We start from the raw sequence: 13,250 nt of genomic DNA, 5'->3' as shown, positions 1-13,250 counted from the left end.
GCCAGGCGAGCCCCCTGGGCCGGGGCTTTGAAACACTGCCTAGCTCGGGCGGATCGCGGCCTCGATGTGGGCGAGCTGGACGGCGAGGATCTCCTCGAACGCCGCCTTGCGGTCCACCCCGAGGGGGCGGACGTCGCGGGCGAAGTGGGCCAGAGCCGGGAAACGTTCGGGGTCGGCGCCGAGGACCGCGACGCGGAACAGCTCCATGCCCTGCTCGTACTCCTCGGGGGTGAGGGCGCTGACCCCGGCCTCGGAGGCGACCAGCGCGGCGACGAGGACCGCGAGCCGGTGATAGCTCGCCGGGATCTCCTCGTCGGGGAGGCCCGACGCGCGCAGCGCCTGCAACATCTCTTCCATGATCATCCGGGAACCGGTGCCGCCCGAGGCGTAGCGTCCCCAGACCGCGGCGAGCTCGGGGTGCTGCCCGAAGGCCTCCCGCACGCGCAGGGCCAGGGTCGTGATGCGCCGCTTCCAGTCCCCCTCGGGCCGGTAGCCGTCCATGGCGGCCAGGAGGATCCGGTCGGCGACCGCGCGCAGCAGTTCGGTCTTGCTGCGGAAGTGCCGGTAGAGGCTGGAGGAGTCGGTGCCGAGCACCGCGGCGAGCTTGCGCACGCTGAACGACTCGGCGTCGCTCGTGCGCAGCAGCTCCGTCGCCGCGTCCAGGATCTCCTCGGTCGACCAACGCCTTCGACCTGCCATGTCTCTCCTCTCGCCGGACTCCAGCCTAACCTATGCACTTGCTGTTGCACGCACCGCGTGCATAATGAGTGCACGAGCATGCCGGACGGTCGGCGTGCCGTCAGGCCGATGCAGGGCCAAGCGAAAGGACGCATGCCGTGAGGAACCCGCTGGATCCCGCAGAGCTGAACACCGCCATCGAGAACGTCCACCGCGCCGGGGTGCCGGGCCTGTTCGCCGAGGTGCGCGACGGCGACCACGTCTGGCGCGGCGCCGCCGGGGTCGCCGACCTCGCCACCGGCCGTCCCGTCACCGCCGACATGCGGTACCGGATCGGCAGCATCACCAAGACCTTCACCGCCGCCGCGGTCCTGCAACAGGTCGACGGCGGCCAGATCGGGCTCGACGCGCCGATCGGCCGCTACCTGCCGGAACTGGTTCCCGGCGAACGCGGTGACGCGATCACGGTCCGGATGCTGATCGGCCACACCAGCGGCCTGGCCGAGTACCTCCCCTACGCCTACCCCTCCTTCAGGGGGTTCCCCGACCCCGCCAAGTGCGGGCCCCAGAGCCTGGACGACCACCGGCTCACGCGGTTCGACCCCGTCGAACTGATCGGGATGGGGGTCACCGCGCCCGCCGCCAACGCCCCTGGCGGCACTCCGGGGTTGTACTCCAACACCAACTACCTGCTCCTCGGTCAGCTCCTGGAACGAGTGACCGGTGTGACGGCCGAGAAGTACATCACCCAGAACGTCATCGAGCGCGCCGGGCTCCATGGCACCGCGTTCCCCGGCGGGCCGGAGATCGACGGCCCGCACTCGCTGGCCTACGAGGCGTTCTTCGGCAAGATCGACCCGCCGCGCGACTACAGCGTCTACGACATGTCCTACGCGGGGCCGTCGGCCTCGCTGGTCTCGACCGTGGCGGATCTCAACCGCTTCTTCGGCCTGCTGCTCGCCGGCGAGATCGTCCACCCGTCGTCGCTGGCGCAGATGCGGCGCACCGCCACGATCGTCTCCCAGGAGGGCAAGACGATCGAGTACGGCCTCGGCCTGTACCCGACGGAGCTGCCCGGCGGCGTCTTCTGGGGGCACGGCGGCACGACCTGGGGTTCCGGAGCGCTGTCCATGATCAGCGAGGACGGCGGGCGGCGGCTGTCGGTCGCGGTGAACCTGCAGAGGTGGAACAGGCTCGACCCCTCGGGCCGGCCGCAGCCCCACCCCATCGACGAGGCACTCGCGACCTTCTGCCGCGTGGCGATGGTCGGCTGACGGGGATCCCCCCGACGAGGACAGGAGAACGATGACCACGACCGACCTCGCGCCGCCAAGGGAACAACCCCCTCCCCTGCCGGACGCCGATGACGCGACGGGGCTGCTGCGCCCCTACCGATGGACCTTCGCCGCCGTCGTCATCCTTCAGGTGATCGGTGCCGTCGCGGGTCTGGCGCCGCTGCTGGCGGTCGCCGAACTGGGACGTAGCCTGCTGGCGCCCGGCCCGATCGACCACGATCACGTCTGGTTCGTCACGATCGCCGGGGCGGCCGGGCTGTTCGTCCGGCTGCTGTTCACGGCCGCGTCATCCGGCACCGGACACCTCCTGGACGGCCGGGTGCAACTGGCCCTCCGCCGGCGGCTGGCCGCGCGGCTGGGCCGCGTGCCGATCGGCTGGTTGTCGCGGCGTCGGACCGGCGAGCTGACCAAGGTGGTGGGCGAGGATGTCAGCGCCGTGCACCCGTTCATCGCCCATGCGCCCGGCGAGCTGGTCGCCGCGTTCGTGGTGCCGCTGGTGTCGCTGGTCTACCTGTTCACCATCGACTGGCGGCTCACGTTGATCACGCTGATCCCGGTCGTGCTGGCGGTGGCGCACCTCCCGCTGATGATGACCCCGGCCCGGCTGCGCGAGGAGAAGCGGTTCGACGCGGCCATGGGGCAGATCGCCAACTCCGTCGTCGAGTTCGTCCAGGGCATCGCGGTGGTCAAGGCGTTCGGCAGGGGCGGGCGGGCCCATCGCCGGTTCCGCACCGCCACCGACGGTTTCGTCGACGTCTACCACCGCTTCGTGCGCGGCCTCTCGGTGGTCGCCGCCGGGATGCAGCTGGTGTTGTCGCCGCCGTTCGTGCTGCTGGTCGTGCTGATCGGCGGCACCGCCCTGATCACCGGCGGCGGCCTGACCCCCGCCGACCTGCTGCCCTTCCTGCTGCTGGGCCTGGGCCTGACCGCTCCCGTGTCGGCCCTCATCGCGCACAGCTTCGACGATCTGCAAACCGCCAAGCGCGCGGTCGGCAGGATCCGGGACGTCCTCGCGGTGGCGCCGCTGCCGGAGCCCGCGCACCCGATCGCGCCGCAGGGTCACCGGGTGGAGCTGCGCGATGTCCGCTTCAGCTACGACGACGATCGTGAGGTGCTGTGCGGGCTCAATCTGATCCTCGAACCCGGGACGGTCACCGCGCTCGTCGGACCGTCGGGCAGCGGCAAGTCCACGCTCGTCCAGTTGCTGCCGCGCTTCTTCGACCCAACGCACGGCTCGATCACCCTGGGCGGCGTCGACCTGCGCGAACTCAGCAGCCGCGACCTCTACCGCACGGTCTCCTTCGTCTTCCAGGACGTCCGCCTGCTGCACGCATCAGTCGCCGACAACATCGCGCTGGCCGTCCCGCATGCCGATCTCGACGAGGTGATGCGCGCAGCCCGGATGGCGAACATCCACGAACGAATCCTCCAGCTACCGCACGGCTACGACACCGTGCTCGGGCAGGAGGCCAGGCTGTCGGGTGGCGAGACGCAGCGGATCGCGCTCGCCCGCGCCCTACTCGCCGACGCGCCCGTCCTGGTGCTGGACGAGGCGACCGCCTTCGCCGACCCCCACACCGAACAGGCGGTGCGCAGCGCTCTCGCGACGCTGTCGGGTGATCGCACGGTCCTGGTCATCGCCCACCGCCTGGAGACCGTCACCGACGCCGACACCGTCGTGATGCTGGACAACGGGTCGATCGTCGAACAGGGCAGGCCAGCCGACCTCCTGGCAGGAAACGGAAAGTTCGCCGCCTTCTGGCAGTCCGAGGAGTACCGATGATCCGCATGCTGCTGCGCGTCCTGGGCCACGAGCACGCCCGGCCGGTGCGTCGCACCGTGGTCCTGATGACGATCACCGCGATCGTCGAGGGTCTGTCCTACGCCCTGCTGGTTCCCGTGCTGCGAGCCCTGTTCGGCAACGACCCCGACGACGCCTGGCCCTGGCTGACCGCCTTCGGAGCCGCGATCGCCCTCTACGCCGTCCTCCGCTACGCCAGCGACCTGTCCGGCTTCCGCGTCGGGACCACGCTCCTGCGCGGCATGTACCACCGTCTCGGCGACCACCTGGCCCGGCTGCCCCTCGGCTGGTACAGCACCGGCCGGGTGGGGGAGATATCCGTCCTGGCCAGTCAGGGTGTGCTGGAGACGATGGGCGTGATCGCGCATCTGCTGGCGCCCTACATCTCCGCTCTCGTCACCCCCGCGACGATCGTCGCCGTGATGTTCGCCTTCAACTGGCAGATGGGACTGGCCGCGCTGGTCGCCGCGCCGCTCGTGGTGGCGATCCAGATCTGGACTGGACGCTCGATGGCCGCGGGCGACGCCGACCGCCACGAACGTGACACCGAGACCACCGGGCGGGTCATCGAGTACCTCCAGGCCCAGCCGGTGCTGCGCGCCGGCGGCCGGACCACCGAACGTTTCGAACTGCTCGACGACTCGTTGCAGGAACTCCAGCGCGCGTCCCGCCGCACCGTCCTGTCAGCGCTGCCCGGCATGATCGGCTTGACGCTCGTGGTGCAGGCGGTGTTCACCGTGCTGCTGGTGCTGGGCACCTACCTCGCGCTCGGCGGGACCGTCGGGACGGCGGAGGTGCTGGCGATCCTGGTACTGGCCGCCCGCTGCGCCGATCCCCTGCTGTCGCTGGCCGACATCGGCGGCAAAGTCCGCAGCGCACGTTCCGAGCTGGCCAGGCTCGACGCGGTCCTGCACACCGAGCCGCTGCCGGAGGCACGGCAACCAATCCAGCCGGTGGGCCATGGCCTGGAACTGGAATCCGTCGCCTTCCGGCATGGTGACCACACGGTGATCGACGGCCTGTCGTTGTCCGTGTCCGAAGGACGGCGGCTCGCCGTGGTCGGCCCCTCAGGCTCGGGCAAGAGCACGCTGCTGCAGTTGCTCGCGCGGTTCCACGATGTGAACGCGGGCGCGGTGCGCATCGGCGGCGTGGACGTGCGCGACATCGCCACCGAAGAACTGATGGCACAGATCGCCATCGTCTTCCAAGACGTCTACCTCTTCGACGGCACCATCGAAGACAACATCCGCCTCGGCCGCCCCGACGCCTCCGAAGCCGAAGTACGGGCAGCAGCGAACGCCGCCCGACTCGACGAGGTGATCGAACGACTACCCGGCGGCTGGAACACCAACGTCGGCGAAGGCGGCACCCTCCTATCAGGCGGCGAACGCCAACGCGTCTCCATCGCCCGAGCCCTCCTCAAAAACGCACCCATCATCCTCCTGGACGAAGTCACCTCCGCCCTCGACCCCATCAACGAAACCGCCGTCCACCACGGCATCGAACACCTCATGGCCGACCGAACCGTCGTCATGGTCGCCCACCGCCTCCGCACCATCCAACACGCCGACCACATCACCTTCCTCGACAACGGCCACATCACCGAACAAGGCACCCACGACGAACTCCTCCACCGCAACGGCCGCTACGCCGACTTCTGGAACGCCTCCCTGACACCAGCAGCACACGACTGAACTGGTGAGCCCTGCACGGCCTGCTTCGAGGGCGCCGTCACAGATCAGGGAGTGATGGCGTATTCAGTGAAGTGGCCACAGGCGGTGAAGCCGAGGCCGCGGTAGACGGGTTCGCCGTCGGCGGATGCCTGTAGGACCGCGGTCTCGTAACCCGCGTCGCGGGCGATGCGCAGAGTGGCCGAGGTGATGGCGCCGCCATAGCCACGGCGGCGGTCGGCGGCGAGAGTGGCGATGTTGTAGATCCCAGCGACGCCCGCGTGCAGGAAAACCTCGGCCGAGCAGACGGGACGCTCGTCGACGTAGCCGACCAGGTACCGGGCGGGGCAGTCGGCGGCGAGCGCCCATGGAGCGGTATCGGCGAAGAAGCGGCGCACGGTGGCGGCGGGCGGGGTCCAGTTCGCAGCGAGGACCGTGGCGTAGTCGGCGAGTTGGGCGGGGGTGGTCGCCAAGTGGACGTCCAAGCCGTCGGCGTGCGTCTCGGGAAGGGGCGCACGCAGGTCCTTCCACATGCCCACCTCGGTCTCCGAGGCTTCGAGCCCGGCGGCCTTCAGATACTCGGCGAGGTCGGCCGGCGCGGAGGCGGGGCCCACCCACCAGGAGAAGGGACGGCCGGTGGCGGCCAAGGTGCGGACGGTTTCCGCGGCGCGGGCCTGGGCGGTGGCCGGGGTGAAGCAGGCCGCCGCAACGATGTTGAAGGTGTCGTCCTCCAGGCCGCTGTCGGCGATCAGCAGGTCGCCGGTCTCGGTGACGGACGCGCCTTGCAGGCTCCGGTGCAGGTGGCAGGCGTGCTCGGCAAGATTCTGCTCCATCGCACGCAGAAGGCCGGATTCACTGGCCGACAGATCCATATCCACGACGATCATTGCATCATGCCTGGTCGAGGCACTCGCACACGCGTTCTCCGCGCCTTCGAACGCGCCGTCCTTCGGTGAGACATCGTGCGAACATCCCCGTCCGCCGCGTGATCACGAGCCTCGCGGAACCAGTCGTCTGTGGGAGTCGAGGAGCGTGAAGCGAGGCATCGGCAGCCACAACGCTCGCCCGATTCTCGCGACGCTGGAGACATCGACCAGCGGACTCGGTGAACTGTGGCATGCGTTGGCGCTGACCGAGGAAGGGTGGCCCAAGGTATCGCCCATGTCGACGGCAAGCCGGGTGGCGCCATGGCGGGCGAGCAGGTGGGCGGAGCTGTTGGTGTTGGCGATGTCCTCGGGTACACCGATCGACGGGGCGAACATGCGGGCCACGACCCGGGCCGACGCCGGGGAGTAGACGAAGCAGCCCAGCAGACCCAGGTGATCGCAAGCTGCGGCGAGCCGATCAGGGGCCGGGGTCAGGGCGGCGAGAGCGGACTGCGTGGTGACGGGGACGAGTAGCCGTGGACGTCCCAGCGTCGCGATGCAGCCGCCGGAGGCGACCGTTGGAGCTCGTCGGAACACCGGTCCGTGGATCGGCCACCGGCCGTCCGATCATGGCTGCGATGGACCTCTTCGGCCGCCGGTGGGCGCTGCGGATCCTCTGGGAGCTGCGTGCGGGCCCGCTCGGTGCGCGTGCGCTGCTGGCACGGTGCGAAGGCCTGTCCTCCAGCGTCCTCTACCAGCGGCTTCGCGAACTCACGTCAAACGGGATCATCGCCCCCTCAGTCGATGGCTACGAGCTCACCCGGCTGGGAACGGCCCTCGGGCACGCCCTCCAACCGCTCGACGAATGGGCGATCACCTGGGCGCAGGAGCAGAACGACCAGAATCCCGCGGAGGCTTGAAGAGGGCGAAGACGGCCGGGTTCGTTCCTGGAGTATTCGCCGAAATAACGGACGTGGTCAGGTACGGCGGGACCTGCGCCAGGTCCCCTGGATCGATCCTCCGGCCTGCGGCCGACGCGCGATCTGGGCGCAGCGGCGCGTCCGAGAAGTAGTGATCACATGTGATCGATCGCGAGCCTGGCGTGGTCGGTGTCGGGAAGCCAGTCTCGCTGCGGTGCGTAGTCGAGCCAGCGGCGGCTGCGGCCGACCTCGGCGAAGCCGCGCAGCAGGGACCCGAGCAGCGGATGGCGGTGCGATTCGCGCCAGGCCAGCGACCACGCGTACAACGGCGTCGGCTCGACGAGCGGGATGGACCGTAGGCCCGCGTGGTCGGGGAGCGGCGCGTCGGCGGGGAACAGCGTGAAACACGAGGCGTCGGCGCGGATGTGCTCGACGAGGTGGTCCAGGCCGAGGTTGGGGCCGTCCTGGCGCCGGGCGATGTGGAACTCGTCGGCGAAACGGCGCAGGAAGTCCAGGCGGGGCAGTTCGGCCGGGCACCACAGGGTGCTGTCGCGCAGGTCGGCCGGGCGCAGCTGGCCGGCCCCGGCCAGCGGGTGCGCCGTGCTGACCACCGCGTCGACTGGTTCCAGCCGCGCCAGGCGCTGGGTGAGCCCCGCGTCGAGGCCGCCTGCGAGCGGGTGGACCCGGCCGAAGCCCAGATCGGTGTCGCCGCGCAGCAGGGCCGCCGCGACCGAGGGCCAGTCGCGTCCCGGGCCGGGCTCCAGCCGGACCGCGCCGAGCGCCTGCACCGCTTGGGCGACGGTGCGCATCGGCGCGTACAGGTGGCCCCAGGCGTCGACGCGCACGACCGGCCCGGCTCCCGTCACCGCGGCGACCGCGCGCTCGCCTGCCGCCAGCGCCTGGTGCGCGGCCGGGCGGAACCGCTCGCCCGCCTCGGTCAGCCGGATGCCGCCCTCGCGTTCGAACAGCCGCACCGCCAGCACCGTCTCCAGCCGCGCGATGCGCTTGGACAGCGCCTGCTGGCTGGTCCCCAGCCGCTCGGCGGCGCGCCCGAAGTGCAGCGTCTCGGCGGTCACGGCGAAGGCGCGGACCAGGGTCAAGTCAAGATCCACACCTATGACCATAGGCGACAACCGTGCGTTGTCGGCCGCGTGGTCACGTTGTTGGCCCGGCCACCGCCGCACCCGGTGGAGTAGCCGGGCCCGTCGTCGGGGTCGGTGAGGGTCTTGGCGGGATGCTGCTGGGACCAGCCGACGTTTCTGAGGCTCACCGGTCAAACGGTAGCCAGCGCGCCCTGGTCACGGTGGTGATGTCGGGGAAAGGTGTGGGACGCGCCGAAGCCCGGCCGGGCTTGGGGTTGGTGGGTCAGTGGCAGCTGGTGCCGGGCGCGCAGGGGGAGCACTTGGCGAAGTCCTTCTCCCACAGCGGCCAGTCCACCCGGAAGCCGTTGTCGGCGATGACCTTGGCGGTGCGCTGGACGGTCCCGTCGTACTTGCGGTCGATCTCGGGGATGTGCTCCAGGAACCGGCCGAAGTGCCGGTCGCAGAACTTGCGGTAGTTGGCGGTGTCGAGGATGAAGGCGTGGACGCCCATGTCGACGAGTTCGCCCGCGCCGAGCTCCAGCTTGTCGTCCCACTTCTCCATCGCGGTGATGAGGTAGGCGATGGCCTGCCCGAAGATCCTTTCGGCCATGACGCGGTCGAAGGGGTTGTCGCGGACCAGCAGGGCGATCTCGCGGTCTCACACATCGGGGTCGACGAAGGTGCGGGGGTCGCGGGTCGTGGCGAGCAGATCGGTGGTCATCGGATACCTCCCGGTGGAGACGGACCGTGCTGTCCCCTCGACCTTCACCCGCCGCGCTCCGGCCCGGCCACGCAACGCCGTTGCGGACCGGGCGCATGTTCGGCAATCAGCGGGAGTGCAGAAGCGCGTCCAGGTGCTCCTGGACCGGCCCGAACAACGGCCGCGGCAGGAAGTCGGCTAGGCCGCCCAGCTCGACCCAGGCGACCTCGGCGATCTCCTCGTCATCGGCGACGTGGGCGTGCCCGCCCACGGCCTCGCAGACCACATACAGCAGGAACCGGCCGGTGTCGGGGTGGACCCGCGACCCCAGCGCACGGCCCGCGGTCACCTTCAGGCCGGTCTCCTCAGCGGTCTCACGCTCGGCGGCCTGAGCGGCGGTCTCGCCGTCCTCCACCTCCCCGGCCGGCAGTTGCCACACCAGGTCGCCTTCGGGATGGCGGCGGCGGACCAAAAGGACCCGGCCGCGTTCGACGATGACGGCGGCGGCGACCGGCGGGAGGTCAGGCACGGCATTCCTCCAGAGCGGTCAGGATCGGCGGATAGATCGTGGGGCCGACGAATTCGGTCAGCTTACCGATCGGTGCCCACGCCACCGAGGTGTTCTCCGCCGGGTCCCGGTTCACCGGGCGCCCCGCCAGATACGAGCACACGTAGTAATCGCACACCACCGCGGTCACCGGATGGACCCGGCACCCCAGATGCTCCGCGACCGCGCAGTGCACGCCGGTCTCAGCGTGGGTCTCCTGGACGGCGACGTCGCCGCCGTCCTCACCCGGCTTGATCACCCCCGCAGGGAACTGCCAGCCTATCGGCCCCTCATCGCGCCGCCGCACCAGCAGCACCATGCCCGCCCGGGCCACCACCCGCATCGGACGCCCCGCCGGAGCCACCACCTGCTCCCGCACCTTCTCCGGAGCCGCCGCCAACAGCCGGTCCAACGCCGCCTGCTGACCCGACCGCGAAACCACCTGCGGGTGAGCCGCCCAGTGGTCCACGGTGCGGGCAGCCACCCCCACCCGACGCGCGAACGCCTCGATGGTCAGCCCCAGCCCACGGCGCAGGGCCGTGGCATCCGCGCCCGTCCACGTCCGCGCCATGCCGGACTCCTCGCTGCTTGCCCTCGCCACGAGGATGCGCCGGATCAGCGAACAAGAAAACCCACCCACAAGGGCCTATCCGCAGACCGGGGTCCGCTCGTCTGGGGCTCATGACACGGTTCTTACCGGCACCCCATTCCGGCCCTGGACCGGCACCAAGACGCCCATCACTACCGTATCTAGAGATACGGATAGTCGTATCTTCTGAAACGGATACACATATAGTCTCCAGCATCAGTACTGCGATAATGCTGCTTATCCCAGCGAGCCCCGGCGCGCACCGCCCCACCTGCGTACGGTTCTGCATGGTTCTGTCCTGCGGGTTCGTCACTGGGTGTCAGTTGTCCTGTCTCATCGAACTTGAGGCACGTCTCATGCACCTGAGGCGTTCGCGGTTTTGTCTCACGCATCTGAGGCATTGATCGCTACCGCACTAGCTGCGGCGCGTCGACGACGAGCTCTTAAGCAAGATCGCTGGGACTGCATGACAACGCCGGTTGTCATGTAGTTTTTGTTGATCTTGGTGGATGGTGGAGTGGCCAACGCTGTACTTGGTGGCCAGGTCCGTCAGCGTCACCTCGCCGGCGGCGTAGCGGCGGCGGATGGAACGCCGCGTCGGCTCGGGCAGTTTGGGTGTTTGCCCTTGGGCTTGCCGTTCTTCTTGGCCAGCGTCATGCCCTCGCGGGTGCGCAGGTGGCCCAAGTTCGCCTCGAACTCGGCGACCATCGCCAGTGTGCAGGGACAGCGCCGAACGGGTCGTTTCAGTCGTGAACCGACCCGCCCAGCCCGAACAGCACTTCCCGGTCGGACAGGTCGGTGAGGATCTGGTTGGCCTCGGCCATGTTGCGGGCGAACCGGTCGAACTTGAACACGCTGCCGCGCCACACCGCGGCCAGGGCCTGGTCCAGGCCGCCGCAGTTGCGGCGGGTAGTGCCGGAGCAACCCCAGTCGATGTAGATCCAATCCTGCGGGACGCCGAGCGCGAGCAGCTGCTCGGTTTGGACGACGACATCTTGCTCGTCGGTGGAGCAACGGGCTTAGCCGACGCGGGGCCCGTTCGGTGCGGCGTTCACGCCGTCAAGTGTTCCGGATAGGGCTCCGTCACTGGAACACTCTTGCGGAACACCCGATCGATGCCCGCTACTGCAAGGCAGCCGCCCGCTGGCGACGTCGGGCCGACTGCCGCGAGAGGCTGCGTGCTTACGGCAGCAGCTTGGTGAGAAGGGTGCGAAGTTCTTGCGCGCGGTCTGGGCCGAGGACGTCGTTGATGTCGTGTTCCATGCTCTCCAGGGCTTCACGTACTACAGGCACGCGGGCGCGGCCGAGGTCGGTGAGCTGTAGGGCATAGCGGCGTCGGTCGTGCGGGTCCTGACCGCGGGACACGATGCCGGCCTGGACCAGTTCCTCGATGAGCGATGCGGTGGCGGGCTCGGTCAGGTGCAGGTATCGGGCCAGTTGCTCTTGCGGGCAGGGGGCGAGCCGGTCCAGCGCGGGCAGCAGGGCGAAGTGGCGGGTGCGCAGGCCGTACGCTTCGAGCCTACGATCCCCGAGACGGCGCAGACGGTAGTGGGCTTGCGCTATCAGGTGCTCGATGTTGTGGATGGCGGAGGGCCCGTCGTCGGCGACGAGCACGGTCAACAGCGTGGTGAGGCGCCGCCGTTCGAGGTCGGTGAGCGCGGCGGTGATCCGGGCATCGTTGTCGGCGACGGCTTGGCGCATGCCGTCCAGGGCGGTACGGCCCGCCGCGGTCAGCGACACCATGTAGGTGCGGCGGTTGGCCGGGTTGCGAGTGCGGACGACATAGCCCGTTTCCTGGAGCCGGTCGAGCAGCCTGACCATGATCGTACGGTTGATGCCGAGCCGGTGGGCGAGCTCCTGCTGGGAGGGGGCGTCCGCGTCGGCGAGGATGTCGAGCACCACGAACTCGCGCGACTGGGGCCCGTCCTTCACGGCCTGAGCGGTGACCGTCGTGAACACGCGGCGCATCAGGTGACCGGTGGCCGCATGCAGCGGTCCGGATTCGTCGTCGACAACGTTCCCTGCCTGGCCGGGCACGGGCCTCACCTCCGGGCGTGATGTTAGCAGTCTGATGATTGCGTCAGTGACGGTTGCTTCAGCATTAGTTGGGATGTTGACAGTTGGAGGGGTGTGGATCTAGATTCCGGGTGCCGAACCAGCGAAGGGTCTAACGATCATGCACACCGTCGCCGTCCTCGATTCCCACCTCGCCTACACGGAGACCGGACAGGGCGAGTCGCCCGTGGTGTTCCTGCACGGCAGCCCCACCTCGTCCTACGTCTGGCGCAACGTCATCCCGCACGTCGCCGATCGCGCCAAGGTCCTGGCCCCTGATCTGATCGGGATGGGCGCCTCCGGGAAGCCCGACATCGGTTACCGCTTCGCCGACCACGCCCGCTACCTGGACGCGTGGTTCGAAGCCATGGAGCTGAAGGAGGCCGTCCTGGTCGGTCATGACTGGGGCGGCGCACTGGCCATGGACCGCGCCGCACGCCACCCCGGCCAGGTGCGCGGCGTCGCCCTCCTGGAGACGTTCCTGCGGCCACAGATGTGGGCGGAGTTGCCGCAGGACGTGATCGATCATTCCAAGGCGCTGCGCACTCCCGGACTCGGCGAGCGGCTACTGCTAGAGGAGAACGCCGCCATCGAGTACGCCCTGCCCCACCCCTTCGCCATCAAGACAGGTCTCAGCCCAGAGGACCACGACGTCTACCGCGCGCCCTACACCGACCCTGCGTCGCGCCTTCCGCTGCTCCAGTGGCCTCGCGAGATTCCCTACGACCGCGAACCGGCCGATGTCGCCGAGCGCATGGACGCCTACGGCGAATGGCTCGCCGGCAGCCCGGAGGTGCCCAAACTTCTCCTCACGGTCGAGGAGGGCGTCGGTATCGCCTCCCCCGAGATCGTGGACTGGGCTCGCCAGAACATCGCCGCCCTCGAAATCGAGGGGATCGGGCCCGCCGGCCACCAGGCCCCCGAGGACCAGCCCCACGCCATCGGCCAGGCCATCGCCGGCTGGCTGAACCGCCATCACCTCATCTGAGCTTGCAACGCCAGCAGCAGCTCGCCAACATCCGCCGTATGTGCGGCCCGGAGAAGGAA

15 protein-coding genes are annotated in these 13,250 nt (G+C 69.5%); 5 read left to right on the top strand and 10 right to left on the bottom strand.

Annotated elements, in window-relative coordinates; translation table 11 throughout:
• Positions 1-39 precede the first annotated feature (39 nt).
• Positions 40-699, bottom strand: coding sequence for a TetR/AcrR family transcriptional regulator (locus AH6_RS04310; protein WP_067473812.1), 660 nt, complete (start codon positions 697-699; stop codon positions 40-42).
• 137 nt (positions 700-836) lie between these two features.
• Between AH6_RS04310 and AH6_RS04305 the strand changes: the two genes are divergently transcribed.
• Genes AH6_RS04305 through AH6_RS04295 form a run of 3 tightly spaced genes read left to right on the top strand, consistent with a single transcriptional unit; the run spans position 837 to position 5,468 of the window.
• Positions 837-1,952: a serine hydrolase domain-containing protein gene (locus tag AH6_RS04305; RefSeq protein WP_067473804.1), complete on the top strand. Its 1,116-nt coding sequence runs from the start codon at positions 837-839 to the stop codon at positions 1,950-1,952.
• A 31-nt stretch (positions 1,953-1,983) separates the two neighbouring features.
• The gene (locus AH6_RS04300) at positions 1,984-3,756 is read left to right on the top strand and encodes an ABC transporter ATP-binding protein (RefSeq protein WP_067473800.1); all 1,773 of its coding nucleotides are present in this window, start codon (positions 1,984-1,986) and stop codon (positions 3,754-3,756) included.
• Positions 3,753-5,468: an ABC transporter ATP-binding protein gene (locus AH6_RS04295; RefSeq protein ID WP_067473797.1), complete on the top strand. Its 1,716-nt coding sequence runs from the start codon at positions 3,753-3,755 to the stop codon at positions 5,466-5,468. Before AH6_RS04300 ends, AH6_RS04295 begins: the two co-directional genes overlap by 4 nt.
• A gap of 44 nt (positions 5,469-5,512) precedes the next feature.
• On the opposite strand, the gene AH6_RS46495 is transcribed toward AH6_RS04295, so the two are convergent.
• Both AH6_RS46495 and AH6_RS43400 read right to left on the bottom strand, forming a co-directional pair.
• Positions 5,513-6,277, bottom strand: a complete 765-nt coding sequence (locus tag AH6_RS46495) for a GNAT family N-acetyltransferase (protein ID WP_067473794.1) — start codon at positions 6,275-6,277, stop codon at positions 5,513-5,515.
• A 156-nt stretch (positions 6,278-6,433) separates the two neighbouring features.
• The gene (locus tag AH6_RS43400) at positions 6,434-6,907 is read right to left on the bottom strand and encodes a PhzF family phenazine biosynthesis protein (RefSeq protein ID WP_218005704.1); all 474 of its coding nucleotides are present in this window, start codon (positions 6,905-6,907) and stop codon (positions 6,434-6,436) included.
• A 41-nt stretch (positions 6,908-6,948) separates the two neighbouring features.
• Here AH6_RS43400 and AH6_RS04280 point away from each other — a divergent pair, with 41 nt between their 5' ends.
• The gene (locus tag AH6_RS04280) at positions 6,949-7,230 is read left to right on the top strand and encodes a winged helix-turn-helix transcriptional regulator (RefSeq protein WP_245679175.1); all 282 of its coding nucleotides are present in this window, start codon (positions 6,949-6,951) and stop codon (positions 7,228-7,230) included.
• Positions 7,231-7,385: 155 nt separating this feature from the next.
• Here the strand turns inward: AH6_RS04280 and AH6_RS04275 are convergent, their stop codons facing one another.
• From AH6_RS04275 to AH6_RS04255, 7 genes are all read right to left on the bottom strand, one after another.
• On the bottom strand, positions 7,386-8,342 hold the full coding sequence (locus tag AH6_RS04275) for a LysR family transcriptional regulator (protein ID WP_067473785.1): 957 nt from the start codon (positions 8,340-8,342) through the stop codon (positions 7,386-7,388).
• A gap of 253 nt (positions 8,343-8,595) precedes the next feature.
• Positions 8,596-8,922 (bottom strand): UCP032817 domain-containing protein, encoded by a 327-nt coding sequence (locus AH6_RS04270; protein WP_245679174.1) that lies wholly within the window; start codon positions 8,920-8,922, stop codon positions 8,596-8,598.
• 217 nt (positions 8,923-9,139) lie between these two features.
• Positions 9,140-9,541 carry an NUDIX hydrolase gene (locus AH6_RS04265; RefSeq protein ID WP_067473781.1) on the bottom strand — a complete coding sequence of 134 codons (402 nt, stop codon included), beginning with the start codon at positions 9,539-9,541 and terminating at the stop codon, positions 9,140-9,142.
• The gene (locus AH6_RS04260; protein WP_067473778.1) at positions 9,534-10,130 is read right to left on the bottom strand and encodes an NUDIX domain-containing protein; all 597 of its coding nucleotides are present in this window, start codon (positions 10,128-10,130) and stop codon (positions 9,534-9,536) included. Before AH6_RS04260 ends, AH6_RS04265 begins: the two co-directional genes overlap by 8 nt.
• A gap of 573 nt (positions 10,131-10,703) precedes the next feature.
• Positions 10,704-10,856, bottom strand: a complete 153-nt coding sequence (locus tag AH6_RS45205; RefSeq protein WP_218005703.1) for a hypothetical protein — start codon at positions 10,854-10,856, stop codon at positions 10,704-10,706.
• A gap of 35 nt (positions 10,857-10,891) precedes the next feature.
• Positions 10,892-11,119: a recombinase family protein gene (locus AH6_RS45200; RefSeq protein WP_218005707.1), complete on the bottom strand. Its 228-nt coding sequence runs from the start codon at positions 11,117-11,119 to the stop codon at positions 10,892-10,894.
• A gap of 211 nt (positions 11,120-11,330) precedes the next feature.
• Positions 11,331-12,185 carry a MarR family winged helix-turn-helix transcriptional regulator gene (locus tag AH6_RS04255; protein ID WP_245679173.1) on the bottom strand — a complete coding sequence of 285 codons (855 nt, stop codon included), beginning with the start codon at positions 12,183-12,185 and terminating at the stop codon, positions 11,331-11,333.
• A 139-nt stretch (positions 12,186-12,324) separates the two neighbouring features.
• On the opposite strand from AH6_RS04255, the gene AH6_RS04250 reads away from it, so the two are divergent.
• Entirely contained in the window at positions 12,325-13,191 is an 867-nt protein-coding gene (locus tag AH6_RS04250; protein WP_067473773.1) for a haloalkane dehalogenase, read from the top strand.
• Positions 13,192-13,250 lie beyond the last annotated feature (59 nt).

It is taken from the genome of Actinomadura hibisca NBRC 15177 (genome assembly GCF_001552635.1).
GTDB lineage: Bacteria > Actinomycetota > Actinomycetes > Streptosporangiales > Streptosporangiaceae > Spirillospora > Spirillospora hibisca.
Note: the sequence above shows the minus strand (reverse complement) of the source record. Positions and strands in the feature narration are given on the sequence as shown.

Bases quoted from the DNA above. Each gene is read 5' to 3' on its own strand.
- AH6_RS04310 (WP_067473812.1), bottom strand. From the start codon at position 699: ATGGCAGGTCGAAGGCGTTGGTCGACCGAGGAGATCCTGGACGCGGCG.
- AH6_RS04300 (WP_067473800.1), top strand. From the start codon at position 1,984: ATGACCACGACCGACCTCGCGCCGCCAAGGGAACAACCCCCTCCCCTG.
- AH6_RS04295 (WP_067473797.1), top strand. From the start codon at position 3,753: ATGATCCGCATGCTGCTGCGCGTCCTGGGCCACGAGCACGCCCGGCCG.
- AH6_RS46495 (WP_067473794.1), bottom strand. From the start codon at position 6,277: ATGGAGCAGAATCTTGCCGAGCACGCCTGCCACCTGCACCGGAGCCTG.
- AH6_RS04280 (WP_245679175.1), top strand. From the start codon at position 6,949: ATGGACCTCTTCGGCCGCCGGTGGGCGCTGCGGATCCTCTGGGAGCTG.
- AH6_RS04270 (WP_245679174.1), bottom strand. From the start codon at position 8,922: ATGGCCGAAAGGATCTTCGGGCAGGCCATCGCCTACCTCATCACCGCG.
- AH6_RS04260 (WP_067473778.1), bottom strand. From the start codon at position 10,130: ATGGCGCGGACGTGGACGGGCGCGGATGCCACGGCCCTGCGCCGTGGG.
- AH6_RS45205 (WP_218005703.1), bottom strand. From the start codon at position 10,856: ATGGTCGCCGAGTTCGAGGCGAACTTGGGCCACCTGCGCACCCGCGAG.
- AH6_RS04250 (WP_067473773.1), top strand. From the start codon at position 12,325: ATGCACACCGTCGCCGTCCTCGATTCCCACCTCGCCTACACGGAGACC.